The sequence below is a fragment of the Nocardia australiensis genome, assembly GCF_020733705.1.
In the GTDB taxonomy this organism is placed as follows: Bacteria; Actinomycetota; Actinomycetes; order Mycobacteriales; family Mycobacteriaceae; genus Nocardia; species Nocardia australiensis.
Genome location: NZ_JAJFZM010000002.1, coordinates 870,621 through 891,299, shown reverse-complemented (window position 1 = coordinate 891,299; position 20,679 = coordinate 870,621). Strand labels below are relative to the sequence as shown.

Below are 20,679 nucleotides of genomic sequence, written 5' to 3'. Positions count from 1 at the left end.
GCGGTCACCACACCACCGTTCCCAGCCACCAATTAATCACTGATGCTTAACATCGTCAATACCAGGGTTTAGTACAGTTCGGCCATGCACGTCGACAACTCCCGAGCCGCGCTGCTCGACGCCGGAGAACGCCTCATAGCGCAACGAGGCGTCGACGTTCCGCTCCGAGACATCGCAGCAGCCGCAGGGCAACGCAACAACTCCGCGGTCCAGTACTACTTCGACTCGCGCACCGGACTCATCGAAGCCATCGTCGACCGGCGAATGAACTGGCTCGAAGACCGCAGACTGCGGCTACTGGCCGACAGCGAAACCGACGGCACCGCACACGACGTCCGCACCCTGGTCGGCATGCTCGCCGCACCCATCCTCGAACTGACCACCATGGACGGCGTCACCCACTGCGGGCGCTTCCTCGAAGTCGTCCGCACCCACCCGGTGATCGCCGACCCCCGCCGCCTCGCCGGTGCCGACCGCGCCGCCGTCCGCATCATCGCCACCCGCCTCACCGCCGCACTGCCACAACTTCCCGCACGCCTGCGCCGCCAACGCCTCGAAACCATGGCCACCGTCATGTTCGCCCTGATCGCCGATTACGAACGCGCACTCGAAACCGGAATCCGCCCCCGTCACCCGGCAGCAGACACCGCCGAAATCATCGACATGATCGTCGCCATGCTCACCACCCCGGCGCCGAAACCTCCGACCCGCTCCCGCCACCCCTGACACCCAGCCGCCCGCACGACCCCGATCACGAGTCATTTCCGAGTCAGGCCTCGCGCGAAAGTCGCGCCAATTCGACTGTCACCGCCCGCAACTGGTCGATCGAATCCAGTGGCGCCATATCACCCACCCGGGTACGCGCCACCCCGCGCGGGGTCCGACAAGCTCGCCCCGACCAGAAACGCCCGTTCACACACCCGAGTGACGGCATGCGCGCGCACAACCGTGACCGATCAGCAAGACTTGCGGAGTGACCCGATACGCATTCGACGCAGACCGCAACGCGATCGTCGCCATCTGGGCGACCGGACGCGGCGATCTCGCGGCGACGGTGGCCATGCTGCCGCCCATAAGCCAGGACCAGGCAACAGCTCTGGCGTCGAATCTGACCACCCTCTCACGCTTCCAATGGCGCACCTACACCCACCCGGCCAGCGCCGCGGGCGACCCCGAAATCCCCAACAGCGAAGCCTGGCGCCGCGCGGAAGAACGTCGGAACTTCAAAGAAGTCGAAGCCGGAATCCGTACCCCGAACCTGCCGACCGACCACGGACTCATCGTCTCCTACAGCGGCGTCGTCGAATCCGCGCACCGCATCGGGCGCACCCTGCACACCATCGACGACCCGGACCTGCGCGCCACCATCCTCGCCGAGGTCACCACCGAACAAACCGCGATCGAATCCGCCGAACTCGGCGACCTGTCCGGCCGAGCCAGACAAGCCGTCGAACTATCCCGGCCCGACATCTCACCCGCCCAGGTCCACGTCGCCGACGAACTACTTCGCGCCGACCCGCTCGGCTCCATCGAACTGTTCACCGAACTCGACCCCGCCTCGGCGGCCGTCGCCGCCGTCCACTGGCTCGACGCCGCCGCGACGGTAGCTGGGGAGCTGGCCGAAATACCGGCCGTCGACGTCGTCGTGGAAGCCGACGACATCGAAGCGCTCCAGGTCCAAACCCCGACCCTCGTCCTCGAGCGCCTCGACACCGGCGAGACACCGACCGAGATCGTCGTCGATCTGATCGCCGAGGCCATGTCGGTATCAGAAGGGCAGGTCCCCGCACCATGGGCCGTCGTCGCCCGAGTAGCCGAAATCGAAGAACAAGCCCGCAAATTCAATCTCGACAACGAAACTCGCGAAGCACTGCTCGCCGAATTCCGAATCAGTCGCCTCGACCCGGTCCGTCCGGCTCTCGACCTCCTGGAAGACCTCCTCGACGGCATTCGCGGCTGCCTGCTGCTCTACGCGGCACACACCCCCAGCGATGACAATGAAATCGAGGCGCAATTCGCCGCCGACGTCCGCAGCGAGGCCGACGCCCACCCCGAACAGCTCCTGTGACTCGACAGCGCGGATGGCTCAGCTTACGTCCGACGAACGTTCCTCCTGCGCCGCAGCGCACGACCCGCCCACTCGGCCGTGACACTCGCTCACCGAGCTGATCGGGCGTTACCAGCTCGCCATCCACCCGAAATGTCATCGGAGCAGCAAGGATCGGTCGATTCGGTCAGTGTGCGGTTGTGCACTGAAATTCGCGCGAAATACCGCTCTGCCTAGCTGGGGATTCGAGTCACCGCGACAGCGGATTCTGTCAGACTGCCCAGATACAACGTGCCGTCGTTCTCGACGACCCCCGTGACCATCGAAAAATTGGTGCCTTCGATCTGCAAGTCATGGACGACATTGCCATCGAAGTCGACTGCCATTACCCAGATGGTCTTCGGTGCCTTCGGGTGCAGCGATTCGGGCAGCGCCCAGACCGCCCGGCGCAAGAAGCCCGGAAGCGGAAGCAGGCGATCCAGCAATGGATTTCGCGGCGAGGGGAGTGTAATCCAGATGAGCCCGTCGCTACCGAGGGCCATATTGTCGGGGAAGCCGGGCAGATTCTCGATGAGATAATCCTGTGTGCCGGCCTTCGGTCCGGATAGCCAATGCCGAGTCACCCGGTACGCGCCGGTCTCGGCGACGACCACGCAAGAACGGTCGGGGGACAGGACAACCCCATTGGCGAATTGCAGCCCGTCGATCAGGGTTTCGACGCGGCCGGTCCGGTCGCGGCGAAACAGTCGCCCGGTACCGGAATGCTCCAGGATGTCGCCCATCCACTCGTCGAGCCGATAGTGGCGCGACGACGACGAGAAATAGATCGAATCGTCGTCGTCCTGAACGACATTGCTGGCAAAGGGGAGTGGCTGCCCCTCGACCGTGTCGACGAGAACCTCTAGGCTGCCGTCGGAATCCAGGCGTAACAATCCGAGGGTCGCATCGCAGATCAGAATCGTCCCGTCGCTATTGGCGTGCAGCCCCAGCGGCCGCCCGCCGGTATTCACCAGCAAGCGCACATCCCCATCGGCCGGATCGATGCTGAAGATCGAACCATCCTCGACGCCGGCGAGTACCCGCCCATCGGGAGCCAGCACCACATCCTCCGGTCCGGTCCCGCGTAGCTCTATGCGCGTAACCGGGGGAAGTGTTGTCGCACTGCGGGTTTCGCGTGCGCGGGGGAGCGCCGGCGGCGGTGTCCAGCGCTGGGGTCGCATCGTATGTCCGGCGTGCATACCTCAGATTAGCCCGATGGGAGTCGTCGGTAAGCCAGACAAGAATATTGCATTTAGATACGTAGATATGCGCATCAACGCATGTGACTGTCCTTGGAATACAACAGGTCCGGCTACGCCGGGCCTAGCAAGGAAGGGGAGGGTAGCCGCCGCTGCGGCAGGGTGAATTCTTTGTCGAGATTATCTGTGTTCGAATGGGTTTGGCGTGTGCCGTGGTAGATCGGGGACTGGTCAATGTTTTGCGCAGGGCGCGGCGAAGTTCCCAGCGGGGGAGTGCGGCTGGGTAAATTGGTTCCAATGGTTGATTCTGTTGTGCCAGTCGAATGGCCCATCGCGGCGGCTCGATGCGCCGATTGGTGACGTCCCTGAGTTCACTAGCCATCGCGATATGGGACTATGCGAATTAATACATGGATTGCCACACAGTGACGCAGCGTAATGCATTGAATATCACCCAAAAGAAGCAAAGATGCCCGGGCCGGGCATTCGCGCCCGAACGTGGTGACTGCCGTATCGTCAGCGCGAGCACTCGCCGCGATAGGGCAGTCACCACCGGTATCAATGGTTATGGACTGGTGCTGAATACGTACCACAAGACGGCGAGGGTACCTACCGTGAACAGCGGTGACAGGACCCAGGTTTCGACCTTGTTCCCGGTGCGTTCGATGATCGGAAGGCGGGTCCGCAGGGAGAACGGCCAGAACAGTCGGCAGCCGCGGTCTGTGAGGCAATCGCCGGCGAGGTGGGCCAATGCGCCCAGTCCTACCGAGAACGGTAACCAGGCCGGTTTGTCGGTGATCCAGTGATCCATCGCGAATGTTCCGGCGGCGGCGAGGATTACGACCGTGCCCCATGCCTTGAAACCATCGCCGGCCGGGCAAATGTGGAGCGCTTTGACGGCCAGCGCGAGGAGGAAGAAGGCAAGGGCAAGTGTGAAATAGCGGCCGATCCAATGCTCGCCGGCCCAGGTCCCGCACGCGACCGCGATCACGAACGCGAACGAATGGGTCGCGTGCCGATGTCCGCCCGATATCCAGGAGATGAAACGGCAGCAGTAGTGCGAGACCGGTCCCAGCACATGAGCGATCGTGCCGCTCGGGTGATCCGCGTCGGGCAGTAACGCGGCACCCGCGGTGAGAAAGGTACCCAGCAGCAGATCGACGGGACCGAGATGTGTATCTCCAGTAGCCAATGCGGGATAGATCAACGCCGATACAGGCAACGTCGCGGCTGCCACCGACCACGCGAACGCGCCGCTGGTCGCATGAGAATGTCCTAGCACCGCATGAAGGTTAGTTGACAACAGCGTATTTCAGATATGTGCAGGTCAGGGCCGACGGTACCGAGGAGTGAGCGGGATGCGAAACGCACTGCACCCCGCGACCTTTGAGTCGCGGGGTGCGATTCGCGTTGTGATCAGGCCAGGTCGAACCGATCGAGGTTCATGACCTTGTCCCACGCGGCGATGAAGTCCCGCACGAACTTCTGCTTCGAATCATCGGTCCCGTAGACCTCCGCGATAGCACGCAGCTGCGAATTCGACCCGAAAACGAGGTCGACGCGGCTGCCGGTCCACCGGGCCGCACCGGTGGCGCGATCCTTACCCACGTAGGTTCCGTCCTCGGCCGGAGACGGCTCCCACGTGGTGCCCATATCGAGCAGGTTCACGAAGAAGTCGTTGGTCAGCGATTCGGGTGTGGAGGTGAACACGCCCAGCGGCGACTGCTTGTGGTTCGCACTGAGCACGCGCAGACCACCGATGAGAACGGTCAGCTCGGGGGCGCTCAACGTCAGCAGATTCGCCTTGTCGATCAGCAGGTATTCGGCCGAGAGACGACTGCCTTTACCGAGGTAGTTGCGGAAGCCGTCGGCCTGCGGTTCGAGTGCGGAGAAGGACTCCACATCGGTCTGCTCCTGCGTGGCATCCGTCCGTCCTGGTGTGAACGGCACTTCGATGTCGTGCCCGGCGTTCTTGGCGGCCTGCTTGATCGCCACGCCGCCGCCCAGTACGACGAGATCGGCGAAGGACACCCTGGTGTTGCCGGTCTGGGCGGAGTTGAAGGACTCCTGAATTCCCTCCAGGGTGCGAACCACCTGCGCGAGCTCGTCGGGGTTGTTGACCTCCCAGCTACTCTGCGGCTCGAGGCGAATGCGGCCACCGTTGGCGCCACCGCGCTTATCGCTGCCGCGGAACGACGACGCCGCAGCCCACGCGGTCGAAACAAGCTGGGGGATAGTCAGACCCGATGACAGGATCCGGTCCTCGAGGGCGGCGATTTCATCGGGCCCGATGAGGTCGGAGGTGACTGCTGGAACGGGGTCCTGCCACAGCAGCGGTTCCTGTGGGACCAGCGGACCGAGGTAGCGGGCGATGGGGCCCATGTCGCGGTGGGTCAGCTTGTACCAGGCCCTGGCGAACTCGTCGGCGAGTTCGTCGGGGTGGTCGAGCCAGCGGCGGGTGATCTGCTCATAGACCGGGTCAACGCGCAGCGAGAGGTCCGTCGTCAGCATTACCGGGGTGTGCGACTTCGACGGGTCGTGGGCGTCGTCCACGGTGCCCGCCCCGGCGCCGTCTTTGGGAATGTACTGCCACGCACCGGCGGGGCTCTTCGTCTTCTCCCATTCGTAGCCGTAGAGGGTTTCGAGGAAGCTGTTGTCCCATGTGTTGGGAGTGGGGGTCCAGGTGCCCTCGAGGCCGCTGGTGATGGCGTCCTTGCCGACACCGGTGCCGAAGGTGCTCTTCCAGCCGAGGCCCTGCTGTTCCAATGGCGCCGCCTCGGGCTCGGGGCCGACGAGTTCGGGATCACCTGCGCCGTGGGTCTTGCCGAAGGTGTGGCCGCCGACGATCAGGGCCGCGGTCTCGACGTCGTTCATCGCCATGCGGCGGAATGTCTCACGAACGTCGACGGCAGCGGCGAGTGGATCGGGATTGCCGTTGGGCCCCTCCGGGTTGACGTAGATCAATCCCATCTGGACCGCGGCCAAGGGGTTCTCGAGGTCTCGGGTGCCGGTGTAGCGTTCGTCGCCGAGCCAGGTGCGCTCAGGGCCCCAGTAGACGTCCTCATCGGGCTCCCACTGGTCGACGCGGCCGCCGCCGAAGCCGAAGGTTTCGAAGCCCATCGACTCCAGTGCGACATTGCCCGAATAGACGATCAGGTCGGCCCAGGAGAGCTTCTTCCCGTACTTCTTCTTCACCGGCCACAGCAGGCGTCGAGCCTTGTCGAGGCTGGCATTGTCGGGCCAGCTGTTGAGCGGCGCGAACCGCTGCATGCCGGCGCCGGCGCCGCCGCGTCCGTCTTTGATGCGGTAGGTGCCCGCGGCATGCCAGGCCATCCGGATGAACAGTGGTCCGTAGTGGCCGTAGTCGGCGGGCCACCAATCCTGGGAGGTCGTCATCACCTCCTCGATGTCCCGTTTCACGGCAGCCAGATCGAGGGTCGCGAATTCGGCGGCGTAGTCGAAATCCTCGCCCATGGGATTGGCCACGGCGGGGTTCTGCTGGAGGATCTTGAGGTTGAGTTGGTTGGGCCACCAGTCACGGTTGCTACTGCCCTCGGTCGGGAAGTCGAGGCGACCGGAGGTGACGGGGCAACCACTTTCGGTGGGCGCGGTGTTCGCCTCTCCGATGGGCGGGTGTTCCTCAGGCACGGCGTTTCCTTTCAGGTGTGAGCGAATCGGGCTGTGCTGATGGGTGGGTTCGCACAGTCTGTGGTGCCGAGCAGTCGGGGCACAGACCCCAGTAGATGACTTCGGCCTCGTCGAGGAGGAATCCGTTGTCGTCGGATGCGGTCAGGCAGGGAGCGTTACCGACGGCGCAATCGACATCGGCGATGACGCCACATGACCGGCAGACGACGTGATGGTGGTTGTCTCCGACGCGTGTCTCGTAGCGCGCCACGGACCCCATTGGCTGGATGCGCCGGAGGAGACCGGCGGCCGTCAGTGCTCGCAGCACGTCGTATACGGCCTGATGTGACACCGCGCTGAGGATTTCGCGTACGAGTCCGAGGATCGAGTCGGTATCGGAGTGAGGATGGTTGTGCACCACCGACAGCACCGCGACCCGCGGTGCTGTCACACGCAGTGTGGCTCCACGCAGCATGTGCTCGAAGTCCGAGTTCGTGGACACATTCCGAAGTATGACTCATTCAAGTCTCGGCTAGGTGCGGTTAGGGGGATCCTTGCCATCGATCTTACTTGACATAATGTTGATTATCGGCGCGACAGGAGGGTGGATCGAGAGGGGTTGATTTTGCTGGGTGCACCGGTGTCATGTCGGTGTCTGCTCGCTCGTTCGCGGAATCCGGTCGGTTCGGTGCCGCCATCCGAGTGGCGTATCGAGCGCGCTGCTCAGGTTCATTTGTTGCACTTGCGAATTCACTGGTTGCGCTATGCGCAATCTATGGCAGCTGCGAATTTTGTGAATCTTTGATGATTCGTAGATTGGCTCGATCAACCCCGATTTGGCGATAACTATCCGACAGGCTTCGTTTGTTGCGGATCGGGTGGATGTTCGCGCCGGCGAGTCGGGCTTCTCCCCTCTCGCACCGGCCTTTATAGGCACTATTTCGTCACAGTGACGTTTCAGAGTGAGGGGTGCGCCATGGCGTCGCGACGCTCTTGCATCGTTACTGCGGACCGTCTACCCGGTAAGGAAGCCCGCTCGGTGGCGCGTCGGTCCGCGCAGAGACGACAGGAATTCGAAATCCGCCGGGGTCATCGTCGCTGCTGATACGCCGATCGCTCGACCCCGGATGGACCGGGGCCGAACTCGCGATGGCGTAGTCACCGGCCGGGGTGTACCTCGACGTCGGCGACTACGACGGTGACGTTGTCGGGGCCGCCGCCGAGCAGTGCCAATTCGATCAGTCGGTCGGCGCATTCGTCGCTGGTGCCCGCACGCATCGTGGCGGCGATCAGCTCGTCGGTCACGACATCGGATAGGCCGTCGGAGCACAGTACGTAGCGGTCTGCGGCGTGGACTTCTTGTATGGCCAGCGCGGGCTGGACCTCGATTCCCGACAGCGCCCGCATGATCAGTGACTTGCGTGGGTGAGTTCGCGCCTGCTCGGCGGTGATTCGGCCCTCGTCCACCAGCGACTGCACGAACGTGTCGTCGCGGGTCATCCGGGTCAGGTGTCCGGCCCGCAGCAGATACGCGCGCGAGTCCCCCACATGTGCCAGGCACAATGTGTTGCCCGCGAACAGGAGTGCGGTGAGGGTGGTACCCATGCCCTGTAGTTCGGGCTGTTCGGCGACGTGCTCGGCGATCTGTGCGTTGCCCGTTCTGATCGCTGCATCGAGTCCGGCGGCCAGGTCGTGGGCGGGGTCGGCATTCTCGAGTGGCATCAGCGCCGCGATCATCAGCGCCGAGGCCACCTCGCCTCCGGCATGGCCGCCCATGCCGTCGGCCAGTGCCAGCAGTCGTGTCCCGGCGAAGACGCTGTCCTCGTTGTTTTCGCGGACCAGTCCGCGATCGCTGCGCGCCGCGGTTCGTAGCACGAATGTCATTATCGCGGATCGCTCTCCCGCTGCCCCCCGTGCCCGCTCAGACGTTGACGCCGTAGTCGCGGGCGATGCCGGACAAGCCGGATGCGTATCCCTGTCCGATGGCGCGGAACTTCCATTCGTTGCCGTTGCGGTACAGCTCGCCGAACACCATGGCGGTCTCGGTTGAAGCGTCTTCGGTGAGGTCGTAGCGGGCCAGTTCCGCACCGTTGGCGCGGTCGACCACCCGAATGTAGGCGTTGCGGACCTGGCCGAAGGATTGCTGGCGGGCCAGCGCGTCGTGAATCGATACGGGGAAGAAGATGTTGGTGATCGTCGGCGGCGTCGCGGCCAGGTCGACGTTGATGACTTCGTCATCGCCCTCGCCCTCACCGGTTAGGTTGTCGCCGGTGTGTTCGATCGAGCCTTCTGGGGAACGCAGGTTGTTGTAGAAGACGAAGTGCTGATCCGAGAGCACCTTCTGATCGGATCCGGTCGCCAGGGCGCTGGCGTCCAGGTCGAAGTCGGAGCCGGTCGTGGCTCGCACATCCCAGCCCAGACCGACCGCTACCGCCGTCAGATTCGGGGCCTGCTTCGACAGCGACACATTGCCGCCCTTGGCCAGAGTCACACCCATCTCGGTTCCTTTCGTGTTCGGACGATATGTCATCGGCAGCGGTGCGTGCGCCCGCTGCGGTTTCCGCTCGGCTCGAGCCTAGTAGGTCGAGCATTCTTTGATGTTGCCCGACTATCGGCGATACGCGCAGTGCGGCGGTGGGTTTGATGATTCGGGTTCGTGATCGGGTGGCGATGTTTTGTGAGAATTGTTGTGTGGCAGGTATTTACGGTGATCTGATGTGGTCGGCAAGCTGCGGAGGCCGAACCACCCACGCGGGACCCCGCCACATCAGCAGGGTCCCGCGTGGGTGGTTCGGTCAGCCGTTCGGGGCGGTGGGGTCTTCACCGGCGCCGTGGTTGGGGTTGGTGCAGATGGTGCCTTCGCAGGGGACGGGATCGGGGTCGCCGTTGGGGTTGGGCATTTCGGATTGGCCGTTGTCGTTGGGGTCGGGGCCCGCGCCGTGGTTGGGGTTGGTGCAGATCGTGCCCTCGCAGGGGACTTCGTTCGGGTCGCCGTTGGGGTTGGGGATGAGGATGGTGCTTGTTGGTGCGGGTTTTGGTTCAGGTGCGGGTTTTGGTTCAGGCGCGGGTGCGGGCGGGGGCGCGGGTGCGGGCGGCGGGGCTGGGTTGCCCGCGTGGGTGGTCGGTTGTGGAGCGGGGTTCTCGGCGTGTGTTGTCGGGGCCCCGGGTGTCGGGGTGGTCGTGCTGGGCTTCGGCGTGGTCGATGTCGGCGACGGCGTGGTCGTTGTGGTCGTTGTCGAGGAGTCATTGGAGCATCCGGCTCCCGCGGCAAGGGCAAACGCCAGCGCGGTCATGACGACGAGCTTTCTCATGGCTTCCCTCCGGTGTTGCGATTGGTTCGCCACGCATCGGGCCGTGCCCTCGATTGGGCGGTCGATTCGGGCTGTGGGCAGCGTATCCGGGAGGTCTGCATCCGCAGGGCCAACTCGCCGCCGGTGCTGCGCTCCCCTGGTCCACAATCGGCCTCGATAAGGCCAGTAGATCTCGAGTGGATCTGTATTCAGGGTCCAGTTGTGGTTCATGCTGTGCGGATGCTGCTTCGCCGTGTGCTCGCGTTGTATGTCGGGCTTTGGTTGTACGGGTTCTCGATGGCCGTGATGGTGCGTGCCGGTCTCGGGTTGGATCCTTGGGATGTGTTTCACCAGGGGGTGGCTGCGCATGTGTCGATCAGCTTCGGCGCGGTGACGGCGTTGACGGGAGTGGCTGTGTTGCTGGCATGGATTCCGTTGCGGCAGCGGCCCGGTTTGGGCACGGTCAGCAATGTGGTGGTGATCGGGGTGTCGGTCGACGTCGGTCTGTGGCTGCTTCCGCAGTGGGATGTGCTGGTGGGCCGGATCGGTGCGATGTGTGCCGCGGTGGTGCTGAACGCGATCGCGACGGTTTTGTACATCGGTGCCGGTATGGGGCCTGGCCCGCGTGACGGACTGATGACTGGACTGGTCGGCCGGACCGGTCTGTCGGTCCGGTTGGTGCGCACGACGATCGAGGTGGGGGTGCTGGCGGTTGGCTGGCTGCTCGGTGGGAGCGTTGGTGTCGGGACTGTGGTGTACGCGTTCGGGATCGGCCCGCTGATCCAGTTGCTGATTCCGGTGGTGAATCGGTATCTGCCGGGCTTCGATCCCGGTTCGAATCGGGATGAGCCGGCTACTGTCGCGGTCGCGCCGTGACGGCGCGGCGGTAGTGAATTGCCGGTTTGTGTTCGGCGGCAACGCTATTGGCTGGGCGCGCTCATCCCGCCATCATGTGTGTGGGCCCATGACGGCGGGATGGCGGCGTTGCTACACCCGTGTGCCGTGGAAATCGAGGATGGCGGCGAGGGTTTCCTCGGGCGCTTCGAGTTGCGGATAGTGGCCGACGTCGGGTAGCTCGACGACGTCGGGTTCGGCGATGAGTTCGCGGTAGCGGGCGGCCATGTGAGCGCCGGAGACCGGGTCGAGTCGGCCGTTGATCAGTCGCAGCGGCACCGAGGTCTGCTGAAGTGCGCCGACCCAGCGTTCGCGGTGGGATTTACGTTCGCTCATGTAGCGGATGAGTTTGTGGCCGTTGCGTTTTCCGTGCTTGCTGCACCATAGGATCCAGAATTGGCGCAGCTGTTCTTCGGTGGGTTTGGTGTCGGGGCCGAAGACGGCCGCGAGGTTGCGCGCGAAGGTGCCTTCGCCGCCGAAGATCCCGACTGCCGGTCCTAGTGGACTGGCCAGTAGCCGTTGTACCAGCCGTGGCCGGTGGGCTTCGGGGAATAGGCCGCCGTTGAGCAGGCACACCGATTCGATGATCAGGGAATCGTCGCCGTCGGCTCGGCGCTGGGTGTCGCGGGCCAGTAGTTCTTGGGCGACGGTGTCGCCGTAGTCGTGGGCGAGGATGTGAACGCGTTCGACGCCTTGTTCGCGCAGTAGGTTTTCGTGGATGTCGGCTTGGTCGGTGATGCGGTAGTCGTAATTTCGCGGTTTAGCCGACCAGCCGAAGCCGATCATGTCGGGTGCGATCACGCGGCTGAACCGTTCGCATAGTCCGGGCCATACCGCGTGCCAGTCCCAGGATGCGGTGGGGAATCCGTGCATGCACAGTAGTGTGCCGTCGGCGCCTGCGCCGCCGTCGCGCCAGAAGATCTGGTGGCCGCGATGGGTGTATCTTCGCCCGCTCGCCCGCCACAGGGCAAACTCCTCCATATCTACCTCCTTGTGTATCGACAAGCATTGCGCGCGGATCGGACCGGCACAGCGATTCCGTCGAACCGGCGACAGAGTTCGTGTCATGTACTGCACGGTCGGTTCACGCTGGTCGTTTGCTCTGCGAGAATGCCATAGTGCATGTCGCGATCGGCCTGGTTGTTCTTGTCGCTGCGGCGGTGTCGCTGGCGGCGTTGGCGCGGCGGTTCGGGGTTTCGGAACCGCTGGTGCTGACGGTGGCGGGTGTGGCGGCGTCGTACATTCCTCATGTGCCGGAGGTTCATCCGGATCCGGAGATCATTCTGCTCGGGTTGCTGCCTCCGTTGTTGTATACGGCGGCGATTCGGACGTCGTTGGTGGATTTCCGCGCCAATGCCGGCACCATTATGTCGTTGTCGGTGGGTTTGGTGCTGTTCAGCACGTTCGTGGTGGCGACGGTGGTGTGGTGGCTGTTGCCGGTGCCGTTTGTGGTGGCGGTGGCTCTCGGGGCGGTGGTGGCGCCGCCGGATGCGGTGGCGGCGACGGCGGTGGCGCGGCGGATCGGGATGCCGAGGCGGCTGGTCACCATCCTCGAGGACGAGTCGATGTTCAATGACGCGACGGCGCTGGTGGCGGTGCGTACCGCGATCGCGGCGTCGGCGGGGGCGGTGTCGGTGTGGCGGGCGGGTGGTGATTTCCTGCTCGCTGCCGGTGGTGGCGCGGTGGTCGGGATCGTGGTCGCGTATGTGCTGGCGATGTTACGTCGCAGGATCACCGATCCGGTGCTGGATACGTCGCTGTCGTTCCTTGCGCCGTTTGTCGCGTATCTACCTGCGGAAGAGCTTGGCGCTTCGGGGGTTATCGCGGTGGTCACGTGCGGGATGATCCTGGGGCATGGTGCGCCGGCGTGGCAGAGTGCGGCGTCGCGGATCGCGGAACGCACCAATTGGCGCACGATCCAGTTCATTCTGGAGAGTGCGGTGTTCCTGATCATCGGGTTGCAGATGCGCGCGATCATCGAGGGTGCGTGGAGTAGCGGGCTCGATCACACGACGCTGGTTGTCGCGGCGTTCGCGGTGTTGCTGGCGGTGTTGCTGGCGCGGCCGTTGTGGATTTTCCCGTGGTCGCTGCTGTCTCACCGGATGAAGCGGTCCGGTGCGGAGGAGCCGCTGAGTCATCTGGCGGTGGTGTCGTGGGCGGGGATGCGCGGGGTGGTGACGTTGGCGGCGGTGTTGTTGTTGCCCGAGGACACCCCGCAGTTGCCGGTGTTGAAGCTGTTGGCGTTGATCGTGGTCGCGGGCACGCTGCTGTTGCAGGGGTCCTCGTTGCCGTGGTTGGTGCGTCGGCTGCATTTGCGTGGGCCCAGCCGTGCGGAGGATGCGTTGCAGAAGGCGAATCTGCTGCAGCAGGCGTCGTCGGCGGGTTTGGCGGAGTTGGATAGGTGGATTACACCGGATACGCCGGTTGCGGTGATCGAGTCGTTGCGTGGTCGGGTCGCGTGGCAGACGAATGCGGCGTGGGAGCGGTTGGGGCGCGCCGAGTCGGAGTTGGTGACGCCGACGGCGGAGTATCGGCGGTTACGGCTGGAGATGTTGCGCGCTGAACGGGAATCGGTGCTGCGGGTAAGGGATTCGGGTGGTTCGGATTATGTGATCTTGCAGCATGTGCTGGATCGGCTGGATTTGGAAGAGTCGATGATCGATCGGTTCGACGAGACCGAGGAAGAGACTGTCGAGCCGTTGGAGTTGGCTTCGGGTGCCGAGGGTTGTGTGCATTTGCGGGATGCGCCGCTGGTGTTGGAGCCGTCTGAGCCCGATGAATGCAAGGAGTGTTTGGCGGAGGGGTTGAGCTGGGTGCATCTGCGGATGTGCTTGGTGTGCGGGCATGTTGCCTGCTGTGAGTCGTCGGTCGGTAATCATGCGACGAAGCATTATGAGGGCACTCAGCATCCGGTGATGCGCAGTGTGGAGCCGGGCGAGGCGTGGCGGTGGTGCTATGTCGATGAGTTGTTGGGGTGAGCGGGTCCGTCAGTGGCGGGCGTGTGAGTAGATCAGTCGGGCGTATTCGGTGAGCAGGCGCTCGAGTGGCACGTCCTCGTTGGGGGCGATCTGCTGGTAGCCGATCAGCATGGCCATGCCGAGGGAGGTGACGACGGCGGCGGTATTGTCGTCGCCGACAACGCCTTTGATCGACTTGTGCACGGTGCGGCGGCGGGATTCGTCGACTCGTTTGATGGCGAGGCTCACCGATTCGTCGTTGGCGGCCCAGGCACGGATGGCGGCTTCGGCGGCGTGGTGTAGCCCTGCGGCGAGGTCGGACATGGCGCGAATGTCGTCGTCGGGGTTGCCTTGGTTGAAGTTCAGGGTGCGCAGGATGCGTACCTGGCGGTTTTCCCAGTGTTCGAGTAGTGCGTCGACGAAGCTTTGCCAGCTGCCGAAATGGTGGTAGAACGAGCCGCTGGTGACGCCGAGGCGGCGGCATAGCAGGCCGATGTTGAGGCCCTTGAAGCCGAGTTCGGCGAGCGTCGCCAGAGCGGTGTCGAAGTACTGCTCCTTGGTGACCACTCGTGACATCGGTGCGCCGTTCTGTTCGTTCGGGCGGGGGCGAGGACCGAACAGTACCGCATCGTATTGGTGTCTGGTTGGAGCGTTGCGAAATCTGCGTGGTGCGGATCGCGAACCGAGAAATATATCCGTGACTGGGTGAAACATGGAGTGCGAGAGCGAAATCGACTGGGGCGGACCTGGTTGCGGGCGGCGCATCGCTATCTCGCCATGCAGTCCGAACTCGTGGACGCCCACCTGGCCGCGACAACACTGACGGAATCGGGGCCGAAGGCGGCGATCGTGGCCGCGGCCCAGACCCCGGCCGCCTTCGCCGAACGGTTTCCCGCGTCCGCGAAGTTGTTGCATGTCATTTCCCGCGATGAACTGCTCGGCGACGAACTACCCGATGCGGTCGCGGCCGAATTGGCGCGCACCGACCGGGTTCTGGTGGAGTTGATGGTCGGGCTGGCGCGGGCGTTATGGGGCCGAGGCGATGCTCGCGCGGTCGATGTGATCACCATCTGCCTGGTCGATCTGCCCACGGCGATCCTGTTGCGTCGCAACAGGATCGCCGATCCTCTTGCCCGCGAACATCTCCGGGCCGCGGTGTGTGCGGTTCTGGACGTGGGTCCACGCCCGAAAGGATAACCATGACACCCACTCTCGGCTACCACGACAAGATCGCCGTCCTCGACCTCGGAGACGACGAAAACCGCTTCTCCCCCACCTTCCTCGACGCCGTGCACGCCCACCTCGACGCCGCGCTCGCCGAGGGTGCCCACGGCTTGCTGACCACCGCGAGCGGGAGGTTCTACTCCAACGGCCTGGACTTGGACTGGCTGGCCGCCAATGGTGAACGTGCCCAGTGGTATGTCGGACAGGTGCAGGCACTGTTCGCCCGCGTACTCACCCTGCCGATGCCGACCGCGGCCGCGTTGCCGGGGCACGCGTTCGGGGCGGGCGCGATGCTGGCCATCGCGCACGACTATCGCGTTATGCGCGCCGACCGTGGCTACTTCTGTTTCCCCGAGGTCGATATCCGCATCCCGTTCACCCCGGGCATGGCCGCGCTGATCCAGTCCAAGCTGACACCGAAGGCCGCGGTCGCCTCGATGACCACGGGTCGTCGTTTCGGCGGTGTAGACGCGCAGGCGCTCGATCTGGTCGACGCGACCGCGCCCGAGGGTGCGGTGACCGATGCGGCGCTGGAACTGCTCGGCGGGCTGGGTGGCAAGGATCCCGGGACGCTCGGCGCGATCAAGAACACCATGTTCGGTGCGGCGGTTGCCGTGTTGACTGCGGATGCGCTGAGTGCGCCTGGGGCAGCTCCGCGAGCAGCTTCATCGTCTGCTCGACCACCTCCGGTGCGGCGGGCAGCAGCGGCAGCCGGACATCGGGTGCGGGGATGCGTCCCTGGGCGTGCAGGACCGCCTTGATCACCGTGGGGTTGGGTTCGCGGAACGCCGCAGCCGCCACCCGTGCCAGCCCGGCGCCCAGATCGCGGGCGACGGTGTTGTTCGCGGCGGCCCAGGCCGCGGCCGTGGCGACGAAGGGGGCGGTGGTCAGTTGGGCGGTGGCGAGGATGCCGCCGGTCGCGCCGAGGGCCAGCAGTGGTGAGAAGAACTGGTCATCACCGGCGAGCACGGTGAATTCCGGTGGGAGGTCGCCCAGCAGATCGATGGTGTCGGCGTCGATGCCGCCGATCGCGTATTTCACCGCGACAACCGCGGGGAGCAGACCGATGTGGCGCAGGGTGTGCGCGCTGAGGGATCGGGCGGTGCGGTACGGGATGTGGTAGATGATCAATGGGACGGGGCTGGTCGCGGCCAGTTCGGTGAAGTGGGCGAGAACGCCTGCTTCGGAGGGGCGTGTGTAGTAGGGCACCGGAACCAGTGCGGCCGCTACCTCCGGGCGTGACCCCAGCGCGTGCAGTGCGGCGGCGGTGGTCCGGGTGTTGTTGTCACCCGCGCCGACGATCAACGTCGCGTCGCGCGCGCGGCAGACCGCGGCGCAGACATCGAGGACCGCGCGTTTCTCGTCGCTGTCGAGTGCGGCGGGCTCGCCGGTGGTGCCGAGCGCGACCAGTCCGGTCGCGCCCTCGTCGAGCACTTGGTTGGCCAGGGATTCGAGTGCGTCGATGGCGATATCGCCGTCGGCAGTGAATGGGGTGACGAGTGGGACGAAGATCCCTTTCAGAGGTTCGCGATGCACCATATACCCAGCTTGAACCGCTACCAGGCGTAGGTCTAGTTCGCATTTGTGGTGCCGAGCGTAAGCTCAGCTGATGCTTGATGTTCGTCGACTGCGGCTGCTGCGTGAACTGGCCCTGCGCGGCACCATCGCCGCTGTCGCGCAGGCCATGGCCTTCACCCCTTCCGCGGTATCACAGCAGCTCAGCGCGCTGGAGCGCGAAGCAGGAGTCGAGCTGTTGCAGCGCACCGGCCGCCGGGTCACCCTCACTGCCGCGGGCCACACCCTCGTCGGGCATGCCGAGGCGGTGCTGGCGCGACTGGAACAAGCACAGGCCGACCTCGTGAACACCGAGGCCGGACTCACCGGACCGTTGCGAATCGGTGCGTTTCCCTCCGCGACACAGGCTTTCATTCCCGCCGCGCTCAGCGCGCTCGTCACCGAACATCCCGGGTTGGAACCCCGGGTGGCGGAGCTGGATCCCGCACTGGTGGCCGACGCGCTGCGCGCGGGTGAATTGGATGTGGCGCTGGTCCACGACTACGACCTGGTGCCTTTCCCCGCCGAGGCGGGGGTACGCACCGAGCCGCTCTACCGCGAGGCGATGTTCCTGGCTTCGACAATTGACCACGCGCAATCCCCCGGTGCCGGGCTGGACGCCTGGCGTGCGGAGCCGTGGATCGTGGCCACCGCGGGCACCCGATGTCACACTATGACCATCCGCGCCTGCCAGGCCGCGGGGTTTCTCCCGCACATCCGCCACCGCATCGATGAGTTCGCCACGGTGCTCGCCTTCGTCGCCGCCGGGCACGGCGTCGCGCTGGTACCGGAACTGGGTGCGGTGGATCCGCCGGCGAACGTGGTGCTCACCAAGTTGCCGATCGCTCGTCACACGCGGATCGCGTTTCGCGCGGGCGCGGACCGTCATCCCGCGATCGCGGCGTTCACGGCCGCCCTCGACGACGCGCTCGGGCACTGAACCGGGAACCGCGCGGGACCCGGCAACCTCGAGTGGCCGCACGTGCGTCGAACCCGGTGCGCCGCCGTAGCCGGGGCGTGTGCGAGGGTTATCGGGTATTTCCGCTGAAAGGACGTCTCATGACACTGGGCATGGTCCTCGGCGACTCCTCGGCTCGCACTTCGACGTGCGAGGACTGAGTCCGTATCCTCCCTGTCCCCGATCCGGGGTCTGATACCGGCCTTTCGCTTCTCGTCGAAGTGCTCTCCGCGCCCATGCACGTTCGATCACGAGGAGCACACCGTGCCCACCATGCACTGGACCGAACACGACCTTCCCCATGGCGTTCGCTGGCACTCCGAGAGCGCCGCACCGATACCCCGGCGTGTGGTCGTCGCCGATGAACGTATGCGCGCCGATACCGCCTATCGTCTGGTCTGCGAGGGCACGGGACTGTTGTGGCGTGGCGACTTTCATCAGGCCCGCCAGATGATTCAGGCGTTGCGTCGGCGCATCGACCGCACCGCGCCGCGGCCGGGCGGCGCGCCCGCCGAATCGTTCCACCACTATCGCCGATTCCGTAGTCACCGCGCGCGGGTGCTCGGCAGGCTGGTCATCGAGTTGGGCGCGGACTATTCGATCGCGTTGCGCAGGGCACCGGATGTGCGGCAGGCGTGCACCGAAACCTATGGGCCGCCACGAGAATCGATGATGATCGCGTTCACGGAACTGCTCGGTGCCATCGGTGCGCAGCAGTGGCGCGCCAACGGGGTCGAGGTGGCCGCGCTGGGGGCGCGGATTCACCCGCATTACGGGGTGTTCTCGCCGGTGCGTGGTGAATACGTCGATCTGGTCGCGCGGGCGCCGCTGCCGGTGCGGGCGCGCACGGCCTTCGACCTCGGCACCGGGACCGGCGTGCTCGCCGCCGTGCTCGCCCGGCGTGGTATCGAGCGGGTCGTGGCCACCGACATCAACCCGCGCGCACTGGTGTGTGCGCGCGACAATATCGACCGGCTCGACCTCGGCGATCGAGTCGAGGTGACCGGTCCGGATCTGTACCCGCCCGGTGTCGCCGATATCATCGTGTGCAACCCGCCTTGGTTGCCTGCGCGTCCGAGCGCCGCTCTCGAACAGGGCGTCTACGACCCGGGCAGCGTCATGTTGCGCGGATTCCTGCACGGTCTGTCCGCACACTTGGTATCGGGTGGGGAGGGCTGGCTCATTCTGTCGGACTTGGCCGAACGGCTCGGATTGCGCGCTAGCGCCGAGGTTGCCGGCCTCATCGAAACCGCCGGGCTGCGTGTCGTGGACCGGATCGACACCAGGGCGCGTCATCCGCGTACGCGTGACACTGCTGATCCTCTGCACGCCGCACGCGCGGCGGAGGTCACCTCGTTGTGGCGTCTGGCCGGTGGGCGTCCCTGCCGCGAGATCAGGCCAAACGCCCCGCACGAATAGGGGTCCCGGTAGTAATCGCGCGAAAAACTACGAAGTTGTCTTGACCAGCGGTGATCGCGTATTGCAGGTTCGGGCTGCGGACGGGCTCGGTTGGTGCTCGGCTTCTGCTGATGAGGTTGGTCGGCGTGCTGGAGGTCAGGTTTCGTGGCGACGCAGGTGTTCGCGGACGAGGAGTTGCAGCGTCTGCGGGAATTTCCGGATGCCAGCCGCGAGAAGTTGTTCCGACATTTCACGCTCACCCCCAAAGATTGCCGCTGACAGCGGCTTTCGGCACCGGCACGCTATCGTCGTCGGACGGGCAGCGGTTCCCGACGCGCGGCAAGTCGACCACCACTCGCGCGGTTAAAGATCATCGACCGCTACTGCAACCGGATCTCAGGACCGGAACACTGGGTCACTTGCATGCCGAGATCTATTTCGTAGTCTGTGCACGTGTTCGGGTCGAGCTGGGTGCTTCGCCGGTGTGCCTGCGGTAGATGCGTCGAAAGGCGGCCGGATCGGCGTAACCGACGGTCGCGGCGACAGCATCGACCGGTTTCCGAGTTGTGGCAAGCAGTGTCGCTGCATGACTGATGCGTAGCCGGTGTACGTACTCCGTGGGCGACATGCCGAGGGACTCCTGCGTGCGCCGCGCTAATGTGCGCGTGGAAATCGCTGCTGCACTGGCTAATTCGCTCAGACTGAGCTGGCGCGCGAGGTTTGCGCCGACATATCGCTCGACGGCCCGCAGGGCTGGATCGCTAGCGCGGAGGTGCTCTAGCACCATGTACCGCGACTGCGACATTCGCGCATCGAGCACAAGAAAGCGGGCAACCCGGTTGGCGAGGTCGGCACCCTCGAGGCGGGCGACGAGGGTCAGCATCAGATCGGCGTGGGCGAATGCCGCGCCAGCGGTGAGTACGCTCCCGCAGTCGACGATCATTCGGTCGGCGAGAACATCGATATCGGGGAATCGGCGGGCGAACAGTGGTGCCAGCCACCAGGTGGTAGTGGCTGACTGTCCTGACAACAATCCGGATGCCGCCAGAATGAATGTGGCAGAGCATGAGGCGGCCACCGTAGCGCCCGCGTCAGCGACCTGCTGTATTACGTCGATGGCATGTAGGGCGTCGGGGCGGGACAGGAGTTTGTCGACACGAGTTTCGGTGGCAGCGGAGGGGCCGGGGATCACTAGTACGTCTCCGGGGCCGAAGTCTTTGGGAGACAATGGGTCACCGACCGTGATCGATCGTCCGCTTCCTGATCGGACTGCTGCGCCGTTGACGGAAATGACACGTTGACGCAGACGGTGGTCGTCCTGCGCGCGAGTGTCGGCTGCGACCTCGGCGGCCGTGTCGACGATGTCGATCCCCATTCCGAGCGCACCCTCGAGTACTCCGTCTAACGCCAGGTGAGCAATCACATGGCAAGACTAGACCGATTAGTGGCATTCCCGCCAATGGTGGTCATGCAGGCCGTCCGGCATGGTTTC

18 protein-coding genes and 2 pseudogenes are annotated in these 20,679 nt (G+C 64.9%); 9 read left to right on the top strand and 11 right to left on the bottom strand.

Features of this window, described 5'->3' with window-relative positions; all coding sequences use genetic code 11:
• Positions 1–84: 84 nt before the first annotated feature.
• Both LKE06_RS18995 and LKE06_RS18985 read left to right on the top strand, forming a co-directional pair.
• A complete protein-coding gene (locus tag LKE06_RS18995) occupies positions 85–726 on the top strand; it encodes a helix-turn-helix domain-containing protein (RefSeq protein ID WP_228000569.1) in 642 nt (213 codons plus the stop codon).
• A gap of 247 nt (positions 727–973) precedes the next feature.
• Entirely contained in the window at positions 974–2,068 is a 1,095-nt protein-coding gene (locus tag LKE06_RS18985) for a hypothetical protein (protein ID WP_228000568.1), read from the top strand.
• 212 nt (positions 2,069–2,280) lie between these two features.
• Here LKE06_RS18985 and LKE06_RS18980 read toward each other — a convergent pair whose 3' ends face one another.
• From LKE06_RS18980 to LKE06_RS18950, 7 genes and pseudogenes are all read right to left on the bottom strand, one after another.
• Complete coding sequence (locus LKE06_RS18980; protein ID WP_228000567.1) at positions 2,281–3,285, bottom strand: SMP-30/gluconolactonase/LRE family protein; 1,005 nt, start codon at positions 3,283–3,285, stop codon at positions 2,281–2,283.
• Positions 3,286–3,850: 565 nt separating this feature from the next.
• A complete protein-coding gene (locus tag LKE06_RS18975) occupies positions 3,851–4,567 on the bottom strand; it encodes a metal-dependent hydrolase (RefSeq protein WP_228000566.1) in 717 nt (238 codons plus the stop codon).
• Between the two features lie 134 nt (positions 4,568–4,701).
• Entirely contained in the window at positions 4,702–6,933 is a 2,232-nt protein-coding gene (katG, locus tag LKE06_RS18970) for a catalase/peroxidase HPI (protein ID WP_228000565.1), read from the bottom strand.
• Positions 6,926–7,414, bottom strand: coding sequence for a Fur family transcriptional regulator (locus LKE06_RS18965; protein ID WP_228000564.1), 489 nt, complete (start codon positions 7,412–7,414; stop codon positions 6,926–6,928). Before LKE06_RS18965 ends, katG begins: the two co-directional genes overlap by 8 nt.
• Before the next feature lie 677 nt (positions 7,415–8,091).
• Positions 8,092–8,796, bottom strand: a pseudogene (locus tag LKE06_RS18960) (PP2C family protein-serine/threonine phosphatase); the annotation flags it as partial.
• 37 nt (positions 8,797–8,833) lie between these two features.
• Positions 8,834–9,409 carry a TerD family protein gene (locus tag LKE06_RS18955; RefSeq protein ID WP_228000563.1) on the bottom strand — a complete coding sequence of 192 codons (576 nt, stop codon included), beginning with the start codon at positions 9,407–9,409 and terminating at the stop codon, positions 8,834–8,836.
• 298 nt (positions 9,410–9,707) lie between these two features.
• Positions 9,708–10,223, bottom strand: coding sequence for a hypothetical protein (locus LKE06_RS18950; protein WP_228000562.1), 516 nt, complete (start codon positions 10,221–10,223; stop codon positions 9,708–9,710).
• Between the two features lie 219 nt (positions 10,224–10,442).
• Here LKE06_RS18950 and yczE point away from each other — a divergent pair, with 219 nt between their 5' ends.
• Positions 10,443–11,078 carry a membrane protein YczE gene (yczE, locus tag LKE06_RS18945; RefSeq protein WP_228000561.1) on the top strand — a complete coding sequence of 212 codons (636 nt, stop codon included), beginning with the start codon at positions 10,443–10,445 and terminating at the stop codon, positions 11,076–11,078.
• 111 nt (positions 11,079–11,189) lie between these two features.
• Here yczE and LKE06_RS18940 read toward each other — a convergent pair whose 3' ends face one another.
• Positions 11,190–12,077, bottom strand: a complete 888-nt coding sequence (locus LKE06_RS18940) for an alpha/beta fold hydrolase (RefSeq protein ID WP_228000560.1) — start codon at positions 12,075–12,077, stop codon at positions 11,190–11,192.
• Positions 12,078–12,214: 137 nt separating this feature from the next.
• On the opposite strand from LKE06_RS18940, the gene LKE06_RS18935 reads away from it, so the two are divergent.
• Entirely contained in the window at positions 12,215–14,074 is a 1,860-nt protein-coding gene (locus tag LKE06_RS18935; protein ID WP_228000559.1) for a Na+/H+ antiporter, read from the top strand.
• A 9-nt stretch (positions 14,075–14,083) separates the two neighbouring features.
• On the opposite strand, the gene LKE06_RS18930 is transcribed toward LKE06_RS18935, so the two are convergent.
• Positions 14,084–14,629, bottom strand: coding sequence for a TetR/AcrR family transcriptional regulator (locus LKE06_RS18930; RefSeq protein WP_228000558.1), 546 nt, complete (start codon positions 14,627–14,629; stop codon positions 14,084–14,086).
• A 141-nt stretch (positions 14,630–14,770) separates the two neighbouring features.
• On the opposite strand from LKE06_RS18930, the gene LKE06_RS18925 reads away from it, so the two are divergent.
• Positions 14,771–15,250, top strand: coding sequence for a TetR/AcrR family transcriptional regulator (locus tag LKE06_RS18925; RefSeq protein ID WP_228000557.1), 480 nt, complete (start codon positions 14,771–14,773; stop codon positions 15,248–15,250).
• Positions 15,251–15,252: 2 nt separating this feature from the next.
• Positions 15,253–15,903, top strand: a pseudogene (locus LKE06_RS18920) (enoyl-CoA hydratase-related protein); the annotation flags it as partial.
• Here LKE06_RS18920 and LKE06_RS18915 read toward each other — a convergent pair.
• Positions 15,860–16,816 carry a dihydrodipicolinate synthase family protein gene (locus LKE06_RS18915; protein WP_228000556.1) on the bottom strand — a complete coding sequence of 319 codons (957 nt, stop codon included), beginning with the start codon at positions 16,814–16,816 and terminating at the stop codon, positions 15,860–15,862. The pseudogene LKE06_RS18920 and the gene LKE06_RS18915 overlap by 44 nt on opposite strands.
• Positions 16,817–16,886: 70 nt before the next feature.
• Here LKE06_RS18915 and LKE06_RS18910 point away from each other — a divergent pair, with 70 nt between their 5' ends.
• From LKE06_RS18910 to LKE06_RS18900, 3 genes are all read left to right on the top strand, one after another.
• Complete coding sequence (locus LKE06_RS18910; RefSeq protein WP_228000555.1) at positions 16,887–17,771, top strand: LysR family transcriptional regulator; 885 nt, start codon at positions 16,887–16,889, stop codon at positions 17,769–17,771.
• Positions 17,772–18,062: 291 nt separating this feature from the next.
• Positions 18,063–19,208 carry a methyltransferase gene (locus LKE06_RS18905; RefSeq protein ID WP_228000679.1) on the top strand — a complete coding sequence of 382 codons (1,146 nt, stop codon included), beginning with the start codon at positions 18,063–18,065 and terminating at the stop codon, positions 19,206–19,208.
• Positions 19,209–19,352: 144 nt separating this feature from the next.
• On the top strand, positions 19,353–19,466 hold the full coding sequence (locus LKE06_RS18900) for a DUF4158 domain-containing protein (RefSeq protein WP_228000554.1): 114 nt from the start codon (positions 19,353–19,355) through the stop codon (positions 19,464–19,466).
• A gap of 154 nt (positions 19,467–19,620) precedes the next feature.
• On the opposite strand, the gene LKE06_RS18895 is transcribed toward LKE06_RS18900, so the two are convergent.
• Complete coding sequence (locus tag LKE06_RS18895; protein WP_228000553.1) at positions 19,621–20,610, bottom strand: GlxA family transcriptional regulator; 990 nt, start codon at positions 20,608–20,610, stop codon at positions 19,621–19,623.
• Between the last annotated feature and the right edge of the window lie 69 nt (positions 20,611–20,679).

Coding starts and splice junctions, on each gene's coding strand:
- LKE06_RS18995 (WP_228000569.1), top strand. CDS start 85: ATGCACGTCGACAACTCCCGAGCCGCGCTGCTCGACGCCGGAGAACGC.
- LKE06_RS18980 (WP_228000567.1), bottom strand. CDS start 3,285: ATGCACGCCGGACATACGATGCGACCCCAGCGCTGGACACCGCCGCCG.
- LKE06_RS18955 (WP_228000563.1), bottom strand. CDS start 9,409: ATGGGTGTGACTCTGGCCAAGGGCGGCAATGTGTCGCTGTCGAAGCAG.
- LKE06_RS18950 (WP_228000562.1), bottom strand. CDS start 10,223: ATGAGAAAGCTCGTCGTCATGACCGCGCTGGCGTTTGCCCTTGCCGCG.
- yczE (WP_228000561.1), top strand. CDS start 10,443: ATGCTGCTTCGCCGTGTGCTCGCGTTGTATGTCGGGCTTTGGTTGTAC.
- LKE06_RS18940 (WP_228000560.1), bottom strand. CDS start 12,077: ATGGAGGAGTTTGCCCTGTGGCGGGCGAGCGGGCGAAGATACACCCAT.
- LKE06_RS18930 (WP_228000558.1), bottom strand. CDS start 14,629: ATGTCACGAGTGGTCACCAAGGAGCAGTACTTCGACACCGCTCTGGCG.
- LKE06_RS18915 (WP_228000556.1), bottom strand. CDS start 16,816: ATGGTGCATCGCGAACCTCTGAAAGGGATCTTCGTCCCACTCGTCACC.
- LKE06_RS18910 (WP_228000555.1), top strand. CDS start 16,887: ATGCTTGATGTTCGTCGACTGCGGCTGCTGCGTGAACTGGCCCTGCGC.
- LKE06_RS18905 (WP_228000679.1), top strand. CDS start 18,063: ATGCACTGGACCGAACACGACCTTCCCCATGGCGTTCGCTGGCACTCC.